The following is an 18,849-nucleotide window of genomic DNA, read 5'->3' on the forward strand; positions in this document are numbered from 1 at the left end:
CTTTGCCGAAAGGCTTGAATTCAGCCGGGTCAAGCAATTGGGCTGGCTGGGTGGGCATGGTCGGCAGCGGCATGCTTCGATTACCTCTCTGGGTGGAACAACGACGAAACACCGCCCGCGCACGTGGCGAGGCGGTGCTGGCGGAAAACGCGGGAAAACGGATGGGCGCGTCGCGACGTTTGACGCGCAGACGACGGCCACAAAAAAGCCGCCATGACCTGCGAGAGGTGAGGCGGCCTGGATGAACGCCACGACAAGCTGCACGATTCGGACGTTCTGCCCAGCCTGCTTGCCGGGAAAAACGCAGAAGCGGTATCAGGCCAACTTGGCCGCCGGTACCGTCGTGGGCTATCGGAATGGCATCCGGATTTCGTACTCATCGGTTCCGACTGTATCGGAAGCTTTTGTGATTTGCAATCTGTCACATGTGACGTGTGGTGCGGCGCAAACTGATCACGACGGACGATGCGAAATCGACGGAAAAGCAAACGCCAGAAGCCGTACGGGCGCTTTTCCGACGGGTGGCTACCTTGCTGTTACAGCGCGCGTACCGCCGTCAGAACATCATCCACATGGTTGGGCACTTTCACGCCACGCCATTCCCTGCGCAGCACGCCCTTGTTGTCGATCAGGAATGTGCTGCGCTCGATGCCGCGCACGTCCTTGCCGTACATCTTCTTCATCTTGATCGTGTCAAAGATGTTGCAGACGGCTTCGTCGGCGTCGGAAATCAGCTCGAACGGCATCTCCAGTTTCGCCTTGAAGTTTTCGTGCGATTTCAGGCTGTCGCGCGAGATGCCGAACACCACGGCGCCGGCGGCTTCAAAGGCGTCGTACTGGTCACGGAAGTTCATCGCCTCGGTGGTGCAGCCGGGGGTGTTGTCCTTCGGATAGAAATACAGCACGACGATCTTGCCGCGCTGTGACGCCGGCGAGAACGTGATGCCACTGGTGGCCGGTGCGGAGAAATCGGGAAGAGGCTGGTCGAGCGTGACAGGCATGGTGTGTTCCGGAAAACCGCGGGGAAGAGACGGAAAGCTCGTGGACGGGCAATGCTCAGGCGCTGCGCCTGCCGCCCGACTGGAGATCGTGAGGATCAGGCCGGTTGAACGATCAGGCTGCCGCTGCGGCCGGCAACTTCGCCCCACGTGACGGGCTGCACGGGCAGGGTACTGCGATCGAGCGTTGCGTAGTAATCGCCCATCGACCCAAGCCGATGGCCTTGCGCGCGCCAGCCTCGCAGCAACTCGCTGAAGATCGGGGCGAGTTTCTGCCCTTCAAGTTCTGCATGCAAGGTAAATACCTGGTCGCGGTCGGACTCGGTCATCTTCAGGATGTGCCGGGCGACGTTGTCGAGGGTGATGTCTTCCACGCCAATCAGTTCGTCCAGCGTAGGCAGCGTGGTCGGCAATTGCACGTGGTTCAGCGCTTTGCCGTCAACGCTCGGGATGTACGGATGCGTGCCCCGGCCGTCGGAGGCGTAGGCCATGCCCCAGTTGTCGATCTGGCGGAAGGCGTGGTCGTTCATCTGCCAGCCCGCAGCGCCGTGCGTCACGGGAGGCTTGCCGAATACCTGGGTGAAACGCGCGTGAGCCGCGGTCATTTGGCGCGCGGTCCAGCCGGCATCGCGCTGGCGCACGTTGTCCTGCCAGAGAACGTGGTCCCACGTGTGGATGCCAGTCTCGAAACCTGCTTCGCCAATGGCGCGCATTTCGGCAGCGGCTTTGCGGCCGATGTCTGGTCCGGGCAGCAGCACGCCGTACATCAGCGTACGAAAGCCGTAATGCTCGACGACTGACGTGCGGGAGACTTTTTTCAGGAAACCGGGGCGGAAGGCCCGGCGCAGCGCCCAGCCGGTGTGATCCGGGCCGAGGCTGAAAAGGAAGGTTGCGCCAGCTTCGTGCTCGCGCAGCATGCGCGCGAGGTTGGGTACGCCTTCGCGGGTGCCGCGCAGGGTGTCGACGTCAATCTTGAGGACGATGAGGGCCATGAACCTGCGCGGAAGGTGCGACTGAGATGCGGCTTTTACTTGTTGCCGTTGCCGTCTTCGACCAGGCTGCGGGCTTCAGCCACGTGCGTGCGATACGCTTCGAAGATGTTCGCCAGCGCGTCCTTCATCACGGTGGTCGGCTTCCAGCCGAGGTCTTCCATGGTGTTGGCGATCTTCGGCACGCGGTTCTGCACGTCCTGGTAGCCGTTGCCGTAGTAGGCGCCGGAGGTCGTTTCCACCAGTTGAACCTGCTTGGCGGTGTCCTTGTACTCGTCGATCTGGGCGGCTTGTTCCAGCATCATGTTGGCCAGCTCGCGCACCGAGTAGTTGTTTGACGGGTTGCCAATGTTGTAGATCTTGCCCGAGGCCACGCCGTCCTTGTTGGCGATGATGCGTACCAGTGCGTCGATGCCGTCATCGATATACGTGAAGGCGCGTTTCTGGCTGCCGCCGTCGACGAGCTTGATGTTCTCGCCGCGCACGATGTGACCGAGGAATTGCGTCACCACGCGCGACGAACCTTCCTTCGGGGTGTAGATCGAGTCGAGGCCCGGGCCGATCCAGTTGAACGGACGGAACAGCGTGAAGTTCAGGCCTTCCATGCCGTAACCCCAGATCACGCGGTCCATCAACTGCTTGGAGCATGCGTAGATCCAGCGCGGCTTGTTGATCGGGCCGTAGACCAGCGGCGAGGCTTCTGGATCGAATTCCGAATCGCTGCACATCCCGTAGACCTCGGAGGTCGACGGGAAGACCAGGTGCTTGCCGTACTTGGCTGCCGAGCGAACGATCGGCAGGTTGGCTTCAAAGTCCAGTTCGAACACGCGCAGCGGGTCTTTGACGTAGGTCGACGGCGTGGCGATGGCCACCAGCGGCAGGATCACGTCGCACTTCTTCACGTGATACTCGACCCACTCCTTGTTGATGGTGATGTCACCCTCGAAGAAATGCATGCGGGGGTGGTTGACCAGGTCGCCCAGACGCTCGGTCTGCATGTCCATGCCATAGACCTCCCAATCGGTGGTCTCCAGGATGCGCTTGGACAGGTGGTGGCCGATGAAGCCGTTGACGCCGAGGATCAGTACTTTTTTCATGAAGGCAAACTCAAGATCAGGAGAGGGCGAGCTGGCTGGCGAGCTGCTGCGCAGTCACGACAGACGTTCCGCTGGCAGCTTGGGGCTCGACGCGCCAGAGCTCGTGAATGGCGATGGCTCCCCCATCGCCGCACACGCCGAACATCGCATTATCCACGACGTGCAGGCCCGGCGGCAAATTCGTAAAGGTTTGATGCGCCAGACGGGCTCGAGCGACAACGTAGCGCTCGCTGCTGGCGTCCGTAAAGGCGCCAGGGTAGGGCGGCGCCACGGCACGGATCAGGTTGTAGACCTGCTGGGCCGGTTTGGACCAGTCGATCCGGCCGTCTTCGGGTTTGCGGCCGCCGAAATAGCTGCCGTTGGCCAACACGTTCGGGTGCCGCGGAATGTGCCCGGCAATCATCGCGGGAAGCGCACGCCACAGGGTTTGCTCGGCCGCCACCGTGGCCTTCTCGAACACTTCGTGCGAGGTGTCGTCCGGCAGGATCGGCACGATGGTCTGGTCGACGATGTAACCGGCATCGGGCTTTTCGACCATCTCGTGCAGGGTGGCGCCGGTCTCGGTCTCGCCGTGCAGAACCGCCCAGTTGATGGGCACGCGGCCACGGTACTTGGGCAGCAGCGAACCGTGCATGTTGAACGCGCCGAATTTGGCAAGGCTCAACAGGCGCATCGGGATCATGTGCCGGTAATAGAATGAAAAGATAAAGTCCGGCGCAATGGCGGCGATCCGGGCGTGCAGGTCTTCACCGTTTGCATTGTCTGGCGTGATGTAGGGGATACCCAGTTCTTGTGCGGTCGCGCGCACGCTGCCGAACCAGATGTTCTCGGTGGCATTGTCTTCGTGCGTGACAACGAGTTCGACCTGGATGCCGCGGGCGGCCAGCACGCGCAGGCAGCGTACCCCGACGTTGTGATACGCAAAAACGACGGCGCGCCGCTTGATGTCGGAACTCATGCAACACCTCGCTGCGAGCCCGTCTTCAGATCGGCAGCGCCTGCTTCATGCAAATGTGAGGTTTCCTCCAGCACGCCCTGCACCAGATAGCGCGGGCGCTCACGCACCTGTTGATAGATGCGGCCGATGTATTCGCCCAGCAAGCCGATACCAAACAGCAGTACGCCCATCAGGAAGAACGTGATGGCGAACAGCGTGAACACGCCCTGGACTTCAGCGCCCAGGACGAACCGCCGTACCACCAGCAGGATGAACAGGACCGCCGAGGCGAACGACAGCAGCATCCCGATCGCCGAGAACCATTGCAGCGGTACCACCGAGAAGCCCGTCACCAGGTCGAAATTCAAGCGTACGAGCTTGTACAGCGAGTACTTCGACTCGCCCGCGAAGCGCTCTTCGTGGTCGACTTCGATTTCGGTGGGGTTCTTGCTGAAGGTGTAGGCCAGCGCCGGGATGAAGGTGTTGACTTCGCGGCAGCGGTTGATGGTGTCGACGATGGTGCGGTTGTAGGCGCGCAGCATGCAGCCCTGGTCGGTCATCTTGATGTGCGTGATGCGCTCGCGAAGCGAGTTCATCGCACGCGACGCGGTGCGGCGGAACCAGCTGTCCTGGCGCACGCGCCGGATGGTACCGACGTAGTCGTAGCCTTCGTCGAGCTTTTCCACCAGGCGGCCGATTTCCTCCGGCGGGTTCTGCAGGTCGGCATCGAGCGTGACGACGCGTTCGCCGCGCGCATGTTCGAAGCCGGCCAGGATGGCCATGTGCTGGCCATAGTTGCCGTTGAACAGCACGACGCGCGTGCTGTCCGGGCGCGCGCGGAACTGTTCGGCCAGCATGGCGGCGGAGCGGTCGCGGCTGCCGTCGTTGACGAACACGACTTCGTACGAAATGCCGAGTGCATCGAGTGCGGGATACAAGCGCGCAAACAGCGCGGCGAGCCCGTCTTCTTCGTTGTAAACAGGAATGACGACCGAGAGAGCGGGTGTCTTCATTATTGGATTATTGGTACTGGGCGCAAAGTTGGCGGACCGCGCTGACCACGCGATCCACATCGGAATCTTCCATGCCGGCAAACATCGGCAGCGTAACGATGGCACGGCCAATGCGTTCGGCCACCGGGAACATGCCCGGCTTCCAGCCGAGTTCGCGATAGAGCTTGAACAGGTGGATCGGCGGATAGTGCACGCCCGCGCCGATGCCCAGCGTCTTCAGGCCAGCCATGAACCCGGCGCGATCGACCTTCAGGCGATCCAGCGGCAGCACGATCTGGAACATGTGCCAGTTGGTATTCGTAAAGTTCTCCACCGGCAGCTCGACGCCGAACGACTCGATGTCGGCTGCGCGCATGCCGGCAAAGTAGCGGCGGGCTAGCGCTGCGCGGCGTGCAGTGACGGCTTCCAACTGAGCGAACTGGCCCAGGCCGATGGCGGCATTCACGTCCGTCAGGTTGAACTTGCCGCCCACCAGATCGACTTCCATGCCGTCAAAGCCGGTGCGCACGACGCCTTGCAGGCGATATTTTTCGGCCAGCACGGCTTCTTCGTGCGTGTTGAGCACCAGCGCACCGCCTTCGATGGTGGTGATGTTCTTGTTGGCCTGGAAGCTGAAGCTGACCAGGTCGCCGATCTGTCCGATGCGCTTGTCGCCCCAGCGCGAACCAATGGCCTGTGCAGCGTCTTCCACCACGCGCAGCTTATGGCGGCGCGCGATGTCGTACAGACGATCCATATCCACGGGCAGCCCAGACAGATACACCGGAATGATCGCCTTGGTACGCGGCGTGATGGCGGCCTCGACCTTGTCCAAGTCGATGTTGCGCGTCACGGGGTCGATGTCGACGAAGACGGGCTTGGCACCGACCGTCAGCACCACGTTGGACGTGGCGACCCACGAGATCGGCGTGGTAATCACCTCGTCGCCGGGGCCGATGCCCGCGATGCGCAGCGCGACTTCCATCGTGGCCGTGCCATTGGCGAATGTGCGCACGATGCGGCCGCCGAAGTATTCCGACAGCGCGGCTTCGAATGCGGCAACCTTGGGGCCCGAGGTGATCCAGCCCGAGCGCAGCACATCGGCCACGGCGGCGATGGTCGCCTCGTCAATGGTCGGGCGTACAAAGGGCAGGAACGGCAGCTCGGCAGTGGCGGTGGTTTGCGTCATGACTTGAATAGGGTTGGGTACTGGGCGCGCGCAGATCGGCTCACGAGCGAGCCAGCACAAGCACGCCGACGAGGATGATTGCGATGCCGATCAGGCGCTGCACCGACAGCACTTCGCCAAACAGATACCACGCCAGGAAGGCGTTGACTACGTAGCCCAGCGAGAGCATCGGATACGCGATGGTCACATCCACGCGCGACAGCCCGAGAATCCACACCACCACCGAGATGACGTAGCACGACAGGCCGCCAACGATGGGCCACTGCGTTGCAAGCTTGATGCCGATCGGCAGGATGTTGTCGGCCGAAAACGCAAAGCGGCCGATATTGTTGACGCCCGCCTTGAGTAGCAGTTGAGCGCAGGCATTGAGCATGACGCCTGTCAGGATCAGCCCGAAAGTGACCAGATTCATGTGTTCTTTTGATGTTTTGCAGACTGCGGCGGTTTCCCCGTGCGGATGTTCTCAATCCCGCCGTCGGGGCGCATGTTACGACAATTCCGCTTGCGCGCCCCTTTCGAGAATCCGTGGCGGTAAAACCTAGTTGCGCCGGACAATCACGCGGCGGGCATCGCGGGCGATCACGATCATCGGTACGCTCTGGGCTGTCAGCCGGTCATAGGTGCCCGGTCCCATCATGGCGACAGCTTGGCCGCCGGCTTTCCAGCGGGCCACGAACGCTTCGGTGGTCGGAACCCATTTGGCCGGCTCCTGTTCGACGCCAAAGGCCAATTCGTCGGGTTCCTGCACCATGATGATGGCCCTGCCGAGGTAAAACGGCATTGTATGGTCCAGACGCTCCACCGCATAGAACGGAACGTCTGGCTTGAGCCACGCCTTGACGGCCGGCACGAGATCGATACCCGACATGGAGCGCCCAAATGCCTCGTGACCGAGCATCGCCGCTGTAAAGGTAAGGAACCAAGCGCACGCAAATGCAGCCACGCTTTCAAAGCGCCTGTCCGCCAGGCGAAGCGCGAGCCACGTCAACCCGGCTCCCGCCACGAACGCCACAACCAGGAACATCGCAAACCTAGAAAACACTGCGTTCGGGTACATCTCCGACGACATGGTTGCCACGTAACCGCTGGCCGCAAGGCCAACCAGTGCCAGCGCCAGGAAGGCCTTGAGTTGCCAGCGCCATGCGGGCTCGCTGGTGTGCTCGAGCACCAAGGCCGCCAGAATCGCCAGCGCGGGAATGATCGGGAAGATGTAACCCGGCAGCTTCGAGTCCGAAATGCTGAAAAACGCGAAGATCAGGACGGCCCACAGGCCGAGCACCAGCGTCGGGCGGAAGCCGTTACTCGCGGTTTCGGCGCGCGCCATGGTTAGGCGCGCGGCGCCGGGCAATTGTGCCAGCCAAGGCAGGAAACCGGCGACCAGCAGAGGAACGAAATACCAGAGCGGCGCGTTGCGGTTGTGCACGGTCGACGTGAAGCGCTGGAAGTGCTCGTGCACGAAGAAGAACCAGGCGAATTCGGGGTTGCGCATCGAGATCAACACAAACCACGGCGCGCCCACGGCAAAGAAGACGATCAGTCCGGTCAGAAGATGCAATCGTTTCCACAGGGCCCAGTCGCGCGCGATCAGCGTGTAGACCACGAGCACAAAGCCTGGCAGCACCACGCCGATCAGGCCCTTGCTCAGCACCGCGAGCGCCATCGACGCCCAGCAGGCCCACATCCAGCCGCGTTGTTGAGCGCGTGTGGCATCCGGATGCTGGGCGAGCAGCAGCGCACCCAGCGCCATCGTCATGCAGCCGGCCACGCCCATGTCGAGCGAATTGAAGTGCGAACCGACGTTCCACAGGGGCGCGCTCACGAGCACCAGCCCGCTGATGATCGCCGTCCGCTTGCCCCACCAGCGCGCCGCCGCCAGCATCGTGAACACAATGCCGACGATGCCGGAAAGCGCGGTGAACAGGCGCGCCTGCCAGTCGCCGATGCCGAACAGCGTATAGGCGAGTGCGGTGCCCCACATCTGCAGCGGCGGCTTTTCGAAATACTTCAGGGCGTTGTAGCGGATGGTTACCCAGTCGCCGGAGACGAACATCTCGCGCGCGATTTCGGCGTAGCGGCCTTCGTCGGTGGGAATCAGGTGCCGATAGCCCAGCGTACCGAGCCAGACAGCGAGCAACGCAGCAGCCAGCAGCCACAGGGAGGCATTGCGCCAGGGTAGGGAGGGCGCTTGAGCGGTGCGGTCGATCGGCATGCGGTCAGGCACGCTCGATCAGCAGGGCGGCGGCCACCTTGCGGCCTTCCAGCATCAGGATGTTGTACGTGCGACCGGCCGCCTGCAGGTCCATGGCGTCTACGCCGATGCGCTTTTCGGTGAGCGGCACCGTCAGCCGCGGGTGCGGGAAGCGCAGCTTGTTGCCAGTTCCGAAGATCACCACTTCGGCGCCCAGTTCGAGCAGGCGGGCGAAATGCTCGGACGTCAGGTCTTCAAATCGCGACACATCCCACGGCACCACGGCGCCTTCAGGCATTACCAGCACGGAGTGCTCGTAGCGCATCTTGTTGATTTCGATATAGCCGTCGCCATAGCCGGTAACGGTATTGAGAATGGTCGACGAATCGGATGAATGGAGCTTCAAGGCGGGAATCCTATCGGGCGCGATGACCGCGGCACACAAGGCAGCATGCGGACAAAGGCGCTAGGTTTCAGACTTCCGGGCCGCTTTCGCTGCGTTGCAAAAATGCGCGCCTAAGTCTGTCATAATGGGCTAAATTATATCTTTTTCTCTCCTTCGCCCGCCGCGCCATAAGCGATGTCCGGCAAGGAACAAGCGCAGCGGCGCCTGCCGCTGTGTGGCGTTACCGTCGCCGCTTTGCTGCGCCACAGAATGCCCCGTAGTTCAAGCCCGTTCAACGTCGCCAATCGCCGCCTTGCCCGTGAAAACGATCCAGAAATCCGCCAAGCTCAACAACGTCTGCTATGACATTCGCGGCCCAGTGCTCGAGAAGGCCAAGCAGATGGAAGAAGACGGCCACAAGATCATCAAGCTGAATATCGGCAACCTTGCCCCATTCGGTTTCGATGCCCCGGAAGAGATCCAGCTGGACATAATCCGTAACCTGCCCAATTCGGCCGGCTATTCGGATTCCAAGGGCATCTTCGCGGCGCGCAAGGCGGTGATGCACTACACGCAGGAACAGGGCATCAAGAACGTCACGCTGGACGACATCTATCTGGGCAATGGCGCGTCCGAGCTGATTTCGCTGGCCACCAACGCGCTGCTCGATGCCGGCGACGAGCTGCTGCTGCCGGCTCCCGACTACCCGCTGTGGACCGCCGTGACCAGCCTCTCGGGCGGCACGCCGGTGCACTACACGTGCGACGAAGCCAACGGCTGGATGCCGGACCTGGACGACATCCGCGCCAAGATCACGCCCAACACCAAGGGCATCGTCGTCATCAACCCGAACAACCCGACCGGCGCATTGTATTCAGACGAGCTGCTGCTGGGCATCGTCGCCATTGCGCGGGAGCACGGCCTGGTGATCTTCGCCGATGAGGTGTACGACAAGGTTCTGTTCGACGACAACAAGCACACCGCGATCGGTTCGCTGTCGGAAGACGTGCTGACGGTGACGTTCAACAGCCTCTCGAAGAGCTACCGCTCGTGCGGTTACCGCGCGGGCTGGATGGTCGTGTCCGGCGACAAGCGCCCGGCCAAGGATTACATCGAAGGCCTGAACATGCTCTCGTCGATGCGTCTGTGCGCTAACGTGCCGGGCCAGTGGGCGATCCAGACCGCGCTGGGCGGCTACCAGAGCATCAAGGACCTGGTGGCGCCGGGCGGCCGCATGCGCCGTCAGCGCGACCTTGCGCACGAACTGATCACGGCGATTCCGGGCGTGACCTGCGTGAAGCCCAAGGCTGCGCTGTATATGTTCCCGCGCCTGGACCCGGTGGTGTACCCGATCGAAGACGATCAGACCTTCATCCGCCAACTGCTGGAAGAAGAACGTGTGCTGCTGGTGCAGGGCACAGGCTTCAACTGGCACTCGCCGGATCACTTCCGCATCGTCTTCCTGCCCCACGAAGACGACCTTCGCGAAGCGATCGGCCGAATTTCGCGCTTCCTGGAGCGGTACCGTCAGCGTCACGGTACTGGCATCCGGGCCGCATAACATCGGTCTTCCGCCAGATCAGTAATTGCGGGGCAGACCGAGGTGTCTGCCCTGTGTTTTTTTGCCTTTCGCTTTTTCGTTTCTTTACGACACGTCTCATGAATCCCATCAAGATCGGCCTGCTCGGGCTCGGTACCGTCGGTGGCGGTACCCTCAAGGTTCTGCAACGGAACCAGGAAGAAATCCGCCGTCGCGCGGGTCGCGGCATTGAAGTCGCCATGATTGCCGTGCGCAATCTCGACCGGGCCCGTGCCATCGTGCAGGAGGCCGGTGCGACCGTGCCGGTGGTGAACGACCCGTTTGCGATTGTGGATTCGCCCGAGATCGATATCGTCGTGGAGCTGATCGGCGGCTATGACCTGACGCGCGAGCTGGTGCTGCGCGCCATCGCCAACGGCAAGCACGTTGTCACCGCCAACAAGGCGCTGCTGGCCGTGCATGGCAACGAAATCTTCAAGGCCGCGCAGGACAAGGGCGTGATGGTGGCATTCGAAGCCGCCGTGGCCGGTGGCATCCCCATCATCAAGGCGCTGCGCGAAGGTCTGACGGCCAACCGCATCGAGTGGATCGCGGGCATCATCAACGGCACCACGAATTTCATCCTGTCCGAGATGCGTGACAAGGGTCTGGATTTCGATACGGTGCTCAAGGAAGCCCAGCGCCTGGGCTACGCTGAAGCCGATCCGACGTTCGACATCGAAGGTTTTGACGCCGCGCACAAGCTCACGCTCATGAGCGCCATCGCCTTTGGCGTGCCGGTGCAGTTCGAGCGCGCATATGTGGAAGGCATCACCAAGCTGGAAGCCGTCGACATCCGCTACGCCGAAGAACTGGGCTACCGCATCAAGCTGCTGGGCATCACGCGCCGTGTCGAGGCGGGCATCGAGCTGCGCGTGCATCCGACGCTGGTGCCGACCAAGCGCCTGATCGCCAACGTCGAAGGCGCGATGAATGCCGTGGTCGTCAACGGCGATGCCGTGGGCCCGACGCTGTACTACGGCAAGGGTGCCGGTGCTGAGCCGACCGCTTCGGCCGTGGTCGCCGATCTGGTGGACGTGACGCGCCTGCATACGGCTGACCCCGAGCACCGCGTGCCGCATCTGGCGTTCCAGCCGGACGCGCTGTCCGACACGCCGGTACTGCCGATCGACGAAGTGCGTTCGAGTTACTACCTGCGCATGCGCGTGGCGGATGAAACCGGCGTGCTGGCCGACATCACGCGCATCCTAGCCGAGGGCGGCATCTCCATCGACGCGATGCTGCAGAAGGAATCGCGCGAAGGCGAGCCGCAGACCGACATCATCATGCTGTCGCATGTGACGGTGGAAAAACGCGTGAACGCCGCCATCGCCGCCATCGAAGCGTTGCCGACCGTGCTGTCGAAGGTCACGCGCATCCGCATGGAAGAACTGAACTAAGCGCAGGACATGAGCATGCAATACCGATCGACCCGCGGCCACGCAGAGCCGCAAAGCTTCTCCCGCATCCTGCTGGGCGGCCTGGCGCCGGACGGTGGCCTGTACCTGCCTGAGCAATACCCGCAAGTCAGCGTTGATGAACTGACCCGCTGGCGCGACCTGCCGTACGCCGACCTCGCGTTCGAAATCCTGCGCAAGTTCGCCACCGACATTCCCGAGGATGACCTGCGCGCACTGACCCGCCGCACCTACACGCCTGAGGTCTACAGCAACGCGCGCGCCGGCGACAATACCGCCGACATCACGCCGCTGCACAAGCTGGGCGAGGAGGGCGGCACGTCGCTGTCGCTGCTGTGCCTGTCCAACGGCCCGACGCTGGCCTTCAAGGACATGGCGATGCAGCTGCTGGGCAACCTGTTCGAATACGCGCTCGACCGTGAACACGCCGAGCTGAACATCCTCGGCGCCACCTCCGGCGACACGGGCAGCGCAGCCGAATACGCGATGCGCGGCAAGCGCGGCGTGCGTGTATTCATGCTGAGCCCGCATCGCAAGATGAGCGCGTTCCAGACCGCGCAGATGTTCAGCCTGCAAGACAAGAACATCTTCAACATCGCCATCGAAGGCGTGTTCGACGACGCGCAGGACATCGTCAAGGCGGTGTCGAACGATCTCGAATACAAGGCACGCCAGAAGATCGGCACGGTCAACTCGATCAACTGGGCGCGCGTCGTCGCCCAGGTCGTCTACTACTTCAAGGGCTACCTGCTGGCTGCCCCCAAGATTGGCGACAAGGTGTCGTTCTGCGTGCCGTCGGGCAATTTCGGCAATGTTTGCGCGGGCCACATCGCACGCATGATGGGTTTGCCGATCGACAAGCTGGTTGTGGCCACCAACGAGAACGACGTGCTCGACGAATTCTTCCGCACCGGCACGTACCGCGTGCGTTCGGCTGCCCAGACGTATCACACGTCCAGCCCCAGCATGGACATCAGCAAGGCGTCGAACTTCGAGCGCTTCGTGTTCGACCTGTTGGATCGTGATCCGGCGCGCCTCGCGCAACTCTTCCGCGACGTGGACGAAAAGGGCGGCTTTTCGATGACGGGCAAGCCGGAGTTCGACCGCATCGCCGAGTTCGGCTTTGTCTCGGGCCGCAGCTCGCACGAAGACCGCGTCGATACGATCCGCGATGTGTTTGCCACCTACGGCACCATGATCGACACCCACACTGCCGATGGCGTGAAAGTGGCGCGCGAGAACCTGACGCCGGGCGTGCCGATGGTGGTGCTGGAAACGGCGCTGCCGGCCAAATTTGGCGACACCATTCGCGAAGCGCTGGACCGCGAGCCGGAACGTCCGGCTGGCTACGCCGATATCGAATCGCTGCCGCAGCGCTTCGAAGTCATGCCGGCAGACGCTGACCGCATCAAGGTCTATATCGCCCAGCACACCGGTCTTTAAAGCGATGAAAGCAGTGCCGGATGACGTGGCCGGAGCAGCGTTCGCGCGCTGCCTGCACGACATCCGCGCCTGCCGCGAGTGCAAGGGCGCATTGGCGCACGAGCCTCGCCCGGTGGTCGTGGCGGACCGCCGCGCCCGTGTCCTGATCATCGGACAGGCGCCCGGCCGCATCGTCCACGAAACCGGTATTCCCTGGAACGACCGTTCTGGGGACCGCCTGCGCCAGTGGCTGCAGATCTCATACGACGATTTTTATGCCGACCGGCGCATCGCCGTGGTGCCGATGGGTTTTTGCTTCCCGGGCACCGGTGCGAATGGCGACTTGCCGCCCCGCCCGGAATGTGCACCCAGATGGCACCGGCCCCTGCTGACGGCGATGCCCGACGTGAAACTCGCGCTGCTGGTGGGCACGTATGCCCAGCGCAACTACCTCGACGTGCCGCGCGACTGGTCGCTGACCGACGTGGTGCGCAACGGCCCCGTGCAGGACGCCGACGGCCGTGTGCTCCTCCCGCTGCCGCATCCGAGCCCGCGCAATCTGGCCTGGTTCAAACACAACCCGTGGTTTGACGCGCACATCGTGCCGACGCTGCGGGCCGCGCTGGCCGACGCATTCGCTTGATACGCCTGGGCTGATGCATGGCATTGGCCTGGAACCGATACAATCGAAATCTCCTTTTCGATTTCGCTTTCCCATTCCCGCATGTCCGCCAACGATGCTCCCGCCGTCAAACCGTCCTTGTTGACGCTCGATGCGGCGCTGTCGCAACTGCTTGCCGCAGTGCGCGCTTTGCACGAGACCGAAACCGTGTCGACGTTGCACGCCAACGGGCGCGTGCTCGCGCAGGCCGTGCGCAGCAGCTTGAACGTGCCGCCCGCCGACAACACGCAGATGGACGGTTACGCCGTGCGCGCCGCCGACATCACCGCGCCGGGTGCCCGCCTGAAGGTGGCGCAGCGCATTCCCGCGGGCCACGTCGGCCAACGGCTGAATCCGGGCGAGGCGGCGCGTATCTTTACCGGCGCGCTGATCCCGCCAGGCGCCGACGCGGTGGTCATGCAGGAGCAATGCAAGGCTGACCCGGACACGGGCACCGTCACCATTGACCACGTACCCGAATCCGGCGAATGGATCCGCCGCGCCGGCGAGGACATCGCCGACGGCGCCGAGATCCTGCCGCGCGGCACGCGCCTTGGCCCGCAGCAACTCGGCCTGGCGGCTTCGGTCGGCTGCGCCAACCTGCACGTGGTGCGTCGTCCGCGCGTGGCCGTGTTCTTCACCGGCGACGAGCTTGCCATGCCCGGCGAGCCGCTCAAGCCCGGCGCCATCTACAACTCCAATCGCTTTACGCTGCGCGCGCTGCTGGAAAACCTCGGCTGCGACATCACCGATTTCGGCATCGTGCCCGACACGCTGCAGGCCACGCGCGACACGCTGCGCGAAGCGGCCGAGGAGCACGACCTCATCATCACCTCCGGGGGCGTGTCGGTGGGCGAAGAAGACCACATCAAGCCCGCCGTGGAAGCTGAAGGGCGCCTGAACCTATGGCAGATCGCCATCAAGCCGGGCAAGCCGCTGGCCTTTGGCGAGGTTCGCCGCCCCGAAGGCATGGTGGGCGGCCCCACCGCATTTTTCATTGGGCTGCCGGGCAACCCGGTGTCGAGCTTCGTCACCTTCCTGCTGTTCGTGCGGCCGTTCATCCTGCGCCTGCAGGGCGTGGCCGATGTGGCCACGAAACGCATCCCGATGCGCGCCGACTTTGCGCTGCCCAAGGGCGATCGCCGCAACGAGTTCCTGCGTGCGCGCATCAACGCCAACGGTGGGCTGGACCTGTTCCCGAATCAAAGCTCGGGCGTGCTGACCTCCACCGTGTGGGGTGATGGCCTGATCGACAACCCGCCCAACCAGCCGATCGCGCAGGGCGATGTTGTCAGCTTCCTGCCGTTTGCAGGCCTGGTGTAAGGAGCGATGGCCATGCAGATCGAGCTTCGTTTCTTTGCCAGCGTGCGTGAACAGCTGGGAACCTCGCAGGAGCGGGTGGTTGTGCCGGAAGCGGTGCGCACCGTGGGCGATGTGCGCCGCTGGCTCGCGCAGCGGGGTCCGGTCTGGGGCGAAACGCTGGCCGAAGGCCGTGCGCTGCGCATGGCGGTGGACCACCAGATCGTACCGGCCGATACCGCCGTGCACGACGGCTGCGAAGTCGCCTTCTTCCCGCCCGTGACCGGCGGCTGAGCGCAGGAGACCGACCATGTCCGTCCGCGTACAGGAAGCCGACTTCGACCTCGGCGCCGAGATTGCAGCGCTCCGTGCCGGCCGCCCGAACATTGGCGCGGTGGCCAGCTTCATCGGCACGGTGCGAGATATCAACGACGGCACAGGTGTGTCGGAGATGGAGCTGGAGCACTATCCCGGCATGACCGAAAAGGCGCTCGCCGATATTGTGAGCGCGGCCATGCAGCGCTGGGAGCTGATCGACGCGCTTGTCATCCACCGCGTTGGCAAGCTCAAGCCGCAAGACCAGATCGTGCTGGTGGCGGTCGCGTCCAAGCACCGCGGGGAATCCTTTGCCGCGTGCGAATTCATCATGGATTACCTCAAGAGCGAGGCGCCGTTCTGGAAGAAGGAACAGACGCCCGAAGGCGCGCGCTGGGTTGATGCGCGTGTCACCGACGACAAGGCGCTCGCCCGCTGGGGCATTGCCACCTCCAACGGCGCGGCGAGCACGGCCAATCAGCCCGGCGCATCGGCGCAACCCAACGACTACGAATAACAAGGACGCGACCGCATGAGCGGAATGGGCTTTCTGGCAGTTGGGGTGGGTGCTGCGCTGGGAGCCTGGTTGCGCTGGGCGCTCGCCATCTTGTTGAACGCCGTCAATCCGGCCTTGCCGTATGGCACGCTGGCAGCCAATCTGGTGGGGGGCTACCTGATCGGCGTTGCGGTGGGTTTTTTCGATACGCATGCGGGGCTGCCACCGGAATGGCGTTTGCTGGTCATCACCGGTTTTCTGGGCGGGCTCACCACGTTCTCGACGTTTTCCGGCGAGGTTGTCGCCAACATCCTGGCCGGCGACCACGTGATCGGCGTGCTGCACATCGTGGCGCATCTGGGCGGCTCGCTGTTTCTCACCATGCTGGGTTTCTGGACGGTGCGCACGTTCAGTTGATGGCAAGGCCGATCGCGCGAGTTGAGTTGTAAATGAGAAGTTTGATTCACATACTGGTAGTGCCTGCGGTGGCGTAGGGACGTGCAGTATCGAGGGCCGCCGTGGGTTGCTTTGTGTTGTTCCATCCATAACGAGAAGGAGACGCAATGAAACCAACCCGAACGGCGCGCCTGCGAAGGCACGTCTCGCCAAGCAACCTCATCGCTGTCGGAGCCGTGCTGCTGGCCGGCTGCGGCGTGTTGAGCGCCTGCGGCGGCAGCAATGACGGCAACAACGTGCCGGGCAATACCAAGCCCGCCTTTGCCGGCAAGGTGACCATCAACCGGTACGACGGCATATCAGACGACCTGCTGACCGCCGGCCTGGGCGCAAGCGGCCTGGCTTCGGCCACTGCGCCCGCCATCGCCAACCCCACGGCGCCCACGGCAGCCGAGCTGCGCCGCCTGGCGATCTACGCCAACTACCGTGCGCTGGTCGACACGGCGGCCAAGGGCGGCTACGGCACGCTCTATGGCCCGAACGTCGATGCCAGCGGCAACGTCACGCAGGGCTCCGGCATGATCCCCGGCACCGAATACGTGACGTACTCCGACGACGGCACAGGGCAGCAGAACGTCGTGCTGCTCGTGCAGATTCCGGACAGCTTCGACGTCAACAACCCCTGCATCATCACCGCCACCTCGTCGGGCTCGCGCGGCATCTATGGCGCGATTTCCACCGGCGAGTGGGGCCTCAAGCGCAAGTGCGCCGTTGCTTATACCGACAAGGGCACCGGCGCCGGGCCGCACGACCTGGCTACGGACACCGTCGCCCTGCAGGACGGCACGCGCACCACGCGCAGCGCAGCCGGGTCGAACGCGCACTTTGCTGCGCCGCTCACCAGCAGCCAGTTGGCTGCCTTCAATTCGGCCACGCCGAACCGGCTGGCGTTCAAGCATGCGCATTCGCAGCGCAACCCAGAGAAGGATTGGGGCTTGTTCACGCTGCAGGCCGTGCAGTTCGCGTTCTGGGCGATCAACGACAAGATCGCTGGGACGAGCGGTGCGCTGGTCGGCAGCGCACTGCCGGTCCGTCCGGACAACACCATCGTCATCGCGTCGAGCATCTCCAACGGCGGCGGGGCGGCCATCGCGGCGGCAGAGCAGGACACCGGCGGGTGGATCGACGGGGTGGCCGTCGGCGAGCCCGGCCTGAACCTGCCGCCCAACACCGGTGTGCAGGTCGTGCGCGGCGGCACCACGCTGCCGACGACTGGCAAACCGCTGTTCGACTACGTGAGCTATGCCAATGTATTCCGGCTGTGCGCGGCGTCGTCTGCGAGCGTTGCCACCGCACCCGCGCAGGCGTTCTTTACGAGCCTCACGACGTTCCCGGCAGGCGTGCAGGCCAATCGCTGCGCCGCGCTCAAGGCGGCTGGGCTGCTGACGTCCACCACGGCGGCTGCCCAGGCCGACGAAGCGCTGCAGAAGATGCGCACCTACGGCTGGGAACCGGAGTCGGACCTGGTGCATGCGTCAATGTCGTTCTACGAGATCGACCCATCGGTGTCGACCACATTTGGCAACGCGCTTTCTCGCGCCAGCGTGACCGACAACCTGTGCGGGCTGAGTTTCGCGGCAACCGACGCGTCGTTCCATCCGACGGCGGTGAACGCCACGGCGCTTGCGCAGATGGCGGCGGTTGGCAACGGCATTCCGCCCACCTCCGGCGTGCAACTCGTCAACAACAACGCCCAGGGCGGCCCGACGCGCAGCAACCAATCGGTCGACTCCACCGGCACGCAGGCCGCCAACCTCGATGGCGCGCTTTGCCTGCGCAACCTGTTGACGGGCGCCGATGCCGCTTCACAGTCGCTGCAGGCCGGCATCAGCCAGACGTTGCGCACCGGCAACCTGCAGGGCAAGCCGGCGTTGATCGTGCAGGGCCGCAACGACGCGCTGCTGCCGGTCAACCATGGTTCGCGGCCTTACCTGGGGCTGAACGCCAGGGTGGAGGGCGGCTCGAGCAAGCTGTCGTATATCGAGGTGATGAACGCGCAGCATTTCGATGGCTTCATCGACCTCGTGCCTGGTTACGACACGCTCTTCGTGCCGCTGGTGCTGTATGAGCAGCGCGCGCTGGACGCCATGTACGCCAACCTGAAGAACGGCACGCCGCTGCCGCCTTCACAGGTGGTGCGCACCACTCCGCGCGGTGGTACGCCCGGTGCTGCACCGGCCATCAACGCGGCCAACGTGCCGAACTTCACGAGCACACCGGCCGCGGGCGACCGCATCTCGGTGACTGTGTCGGGCGGCGTTGCGACGGTATCGGTGCCCAACTGATGCGATAGCCAGGACGGTATTGACGCACTTGGGACGGCGGCGTGGCCTGCAGGCGCGCCGCCGTTTGTTCTGGCGCAAATCTGCGTCAAAACTCGCGTTTCCATGCTTGAAATGCCACCGAAGCTCCCTATCTTTCGGAGCAG

Annotated in this window: 19 protein-coding genes; 10 read left to right on the forward strand and 9 right to left on the reverse strand. The window is 63.6% G+C overall.

The annotated features are described in order from the left end of the window. On the forward strand, positions 1 to 217 hold a 217-nt coding region (locus tag BEK68_RS25915; protein ID WP_212634770.1), incomplete at its 5' end, for a hypothetical protein. 319 nt (positions 218 to 536) lie between these two features. Here BEK68_RS25915 and BEK68_RS05520 read toward each other — a convergent pair. The 9 genes from BEK68_RS05520 to BEK68_RS05560 form a co-directional block, all read right to left on the reverse strand. Next, a complete protein-coding gene (locus BEK68_RS05520; RefSeq protein WP_012435400.1) occupies positions 537 to 1,001 on the reverse strand; it encodes a peroxiredoxin in 465 nt (154 codons plus the stop codon). 95 nt (positions 1,002 to 1,096) lie between these two features. Beyond that, positions 1,097 to 1,990 carry a 4-deoxy-4-formamido-L-arabinose-phosphoundecaprenol deformylase gene (locus tag BEK68_RS05525; protein WP_012435401.1) on the reverse strand — a complete coding sequence of 298 codons (894 nt, stop codon included), beginning with the start codon at positions 1,988 to 1,990 and terminating at the stop codon, positions 1,097 to 1,099. Positions 1,991 to 2,025: 35 nt separating this feature from the next. After that, entirely contained in the window at positions 2,026 to 3,084 is a 1,059-nt protein-coding gene (locus BEK68_RS05530) for a bifunctional UDP-4-keto-pentose/UDP-xylose synthase (protein WP_012435402.1), read from the reverse strand. 16 nt (positions 3,085 to 3,100) lie between these two features. Next, a complete protein-coding gene (locus BEK68_RS05535) occupies positions 3,101 to 4,030 on the reverse strand; it encodes a formyltransferase (RefSeq protein WP_024541672.1) in 930 nt (309 codons plus the stop codon). An 8-nt stretch (positions 4,031 to 4,038) separates the two neighbouring features. Continuing rightward, on the reverse strand, positions 4,039 to 5,034 hold the full coding sequence (locus BEK68_RS05540) for a glycosyltransferase (RefSeq protein ID WP_004626514.1): 996 nt from the start codon (positions 5,032 to 5,034) through the stop codon (positions 4,039 to 4,041). 7 nt (positions 5,035 to 5,041) lie between these two features. Continuing rightward, complete coding sequence (locus tag BEK68_RS05545) at positions 5,042 to 6,202, reverse strand: DegT/DnrJ/EryC1/StrS family aminotransferase (protein WP_012435404.1); 1,161 nt, start codon at positions 6,200 to 6,202, stop codon at positions 5,042 to 5,044. Positions 6,203 to 6,242: 40 nt separating this feature from the next. After that, positions 6,243 to 6,614, reverse strand: a complete 372-nt coding sequence (locus BEK68_RS05550) for an SMR family transporter (protein ID WP_012435405.1) — start codon at positions 6,612 to 6,614, stop codon at positions 6,243 to 6,245. 126 nt (positions 6,615 to 6,740) lie between these two features. After that, complete coding sequence (locus BEK68_RS05555; protein ID WP_012435406.1) at positions 6,741 to 8,411, reverse strand: glycosyltransferase family 39 protein; 1,671 nt, start codon at positions 8,409 to 8,411, stop codon at positions 6,741 to 6,743. A 4-nt stretch (positions 8,412 to 8,415) separates the two neighbouring features. Next, entirely contained in the window at positions 8,416 to 8,796 is a 381-nt protein-coding gene (locus BEK68_RS05560) for an Mth938-like domain-containing protein (protein ID WP_004626524.1), read from the reverse strand. A 298-nt stretch (positions 8,797 to 9,094) separates the two neighbouring features. On the opposite strand from BEK68_RS05560, the gene BEK68_RS05565 reads away from it, so the two are divergent. From BEK68_RS05565 to BEK68_RS05605, 9 genes are all read left to right on the forward strand, one after another. Beyond that, entirely contained in the window at positions 9,095 to 10,336 is a 1,242-nt protein-coding gene (locus BEK68_RS05565; protein ID WP_012435407.1) for a pyridoxal phosphate-dependent aminotransferase, read from the forward strand. A 98-nt stretch (positions 10,337 to 10,434) separates the two neighbouring features. After that, a complete protein-coding gene (locus tag BEK68_RS05570) occupies positions 10,435 to 11,754 on the forward strand; it encodes a homoserine dehydrogenase (RefSeq protein ID WP_004626528.1) in 1,320 nt (439 codons plus the stop codon). Between the two features lie 15 nt (positions 11,755 to 11,769). Further along, a complete protein-coding gene (gene thrC / locus BEK68_RS05575) occupies positions 11,770 to 13,215 on the forward strand; it encodes a threonine synthase (protein WP_004626529.1) in 1,446 nt (481 codons plus the stop codon). Between the two features lie 4 nt (positions 13,216 to 13,219). Next, the gene (locus BEK68_RS05580; protein WP_012435408.1) at positions 13,220 to 13,837 is read left to right on the forward strand and encodes a uracil-DNA glycosylase family protein; all 618 of its coding nucleotides are present in this window, start codon (positions 13,220 to 13,222) and stop codon (positions 13,835 to 13,837) included. Positions 13,838 to 13,918: 81 nt separating this feature from the next. Further along, positions 13,919 to 15,178: a molybdopterin molybdotransferase MoeA gene (locus BEK68_RS05585; protein ID WP_012435409.1), complete on the forward strand. Its 1,260-nt coding sequence runs from the start codon at positions 13,919 to 13,921 to the stop codon at positions 15,176 to 15,178. A gap of 12 nt (positions 15,179 to 15,190) precedes the next feature. After that, positions 15,191 to 15,448 (forward strand): molybdopterin converting factor subunit 1, encoded by a 258-nt coding sequence (moaD, locus tag BEK68_RS05590; RefSeq protein WP_004626535.1) that lies wholly within the window; start codon positions 15,191 to 15,193, stop codon positions 15,446 to 15,448. A 16-nt stretch (positions 15,449 to 15,464) separates the two neighbouring features. Continuing rightward, complete coding sequence (locus BEK68_RS05595) at positions 15,465 to 15,986, forward strand: molybdenum cofactor biosynthesis protein MoaE (protein ID WP_004626536.1); 522 nt, start codon at positions 15,465 to 15,467, stop codon at positions 15,984 to 15,986. Positions 15,987 to 16,001: 15 nt separating this feature from the next. Next, on the forward strand, positions 16,002 to 16,382 hold the full coding sequence (crcB, locus tag BEK68_RS05600) for a fluoride efflux transporter CrcB (protein ID WP_012435410.1): 381 nt from the start codon (positions 16,002 to 16,004) through the stop codon (positions 16,380 to 16,382). A gap of 146 nt (positions 16,383 to 16,528) precedes the next feature. Continuing rightward, positions 16,529 to 18,706, forward strand: coding sequence for a 3-hydroxybutyrate oligomer hydrolase family protein (locus BEK68_RS05605; protein WP_012435411.1), 2,178 nt, complete (start codon positions 16,529 to 16,531; stop codon positions 18,704 to 18,706). Positions 18,707 to 18,849 lie beyond the last annotated feature (143 nt).

The sequence above is a fragment of the Ralstonia pickettii genome, assembly GCF_001699815.1.
GTDB lineage: Bacteria > Pseudomonadota > Gammaproteobacteria > Burkholderiales > Burkholderiaceae > Ralstonia > Ralstonia thomasii.

Coding starts and splice junctions, on each gene's coding strand:
- BEK68_RS05520 (WP_012435400.1), bottom strand. CDS start 1,001: ATGCCTGTCACGCTCGACCAGCCTCTTCCCGATTTCTCCGCACCGGCC.
- BEK68_RS05525 (WP_012435401.1), bottom strand. CDS start 1,990: ATGGCCCTCATCGTCCTCAAGATTGACGTCGACACCCTGCGCGGCACC.
- BEK68_RS05530 (WP_012435402.1), bottom strand. CDS start 3,084: ATGAAAAAAGTACTGATCCTCGGCGTCAACGGCTTCATCGGCCACCAC.
- BEK68_RS05540 (WP_004626514.1), bottom strand. CDS start 5,034: ATGAAGACACCCGCTCTCTCGGTCGTCATTCCTGTTTACAACGAAGAA.
- BEK68_RS05545 (WP_012435404.1), bottom strand. CDS start 6,202: ATGACGCAAACCACCGCCACTGCCGAGCTGCCGTTCCTGCCCTTTGTA.
- BEK68_RS05550 (WP_012435405.1), bottom strand. CDS start 6,614: ATGAATCTGGTCACTTTCGGGCTGATCCTGACAGGCGTCATGCTCAAT.
- BEK68_RS05555 (WP_012435406.1), bottom strand. CDS start 8,411: ATGCCGATCGACCGCACCGCTCAAGCGCCCTCCCTACCCTGGCGCAAT.
- BEK68_RS05570 (WP_004626528.1), top strand. CDS start 10,435: ATGAATCCCATCAAGATCGGCCTGCTCGGGCTCGGTACCGTCGGTGGC.
- thrC (WP_004626529.1), top strand. CDS start 11,770: ATGCAATACCGATCGACCCGCGGCCACGCAGAGCCGCAAAGCTTCTCC.
- BEK68_RS05580 (WP_012435408.1), top strand. CDS start 13,220: ATGAAAGCAGTGCCGGATGACGTGGCCGGAGCAGCGTTCGCGCGCTGC.
- BEK68_RS05585 (WP_012435409.1), top strand. CDS start 13,919: ATGTCCGCCAACGATGCTCCCGCCGTCAAACCGTCCTTGTTGACGCTC.
- moaD (WP_004626535.1), top strand. CDS start 15,191: ATGCAGATCGAGCTTCGTTTCTTTGCCAGCGTGCGTGAACAGCTGGGA.
- BEK68_RS05595 (WP_004626536.1), top strand. CDS start 15,465: ATGTCCGTCCGCGTACAGGAAGCCGACTTCGACCTCGGCGCCGAGATT.
- crcB (WP_012435410.1), top strand. CDS start 16,002: ATGAGCGGAATGGGCTTTCTGGCAGTTGGGGTGGGTGCTGCGCTGGGA.
- BEK68_RS05605 (WP_012435411.1), top strand. CDS start 16,529: ATGAAACCAACCCGAACGGCGCGCCTGCGAAGGCACGTCTCGCCAAGC.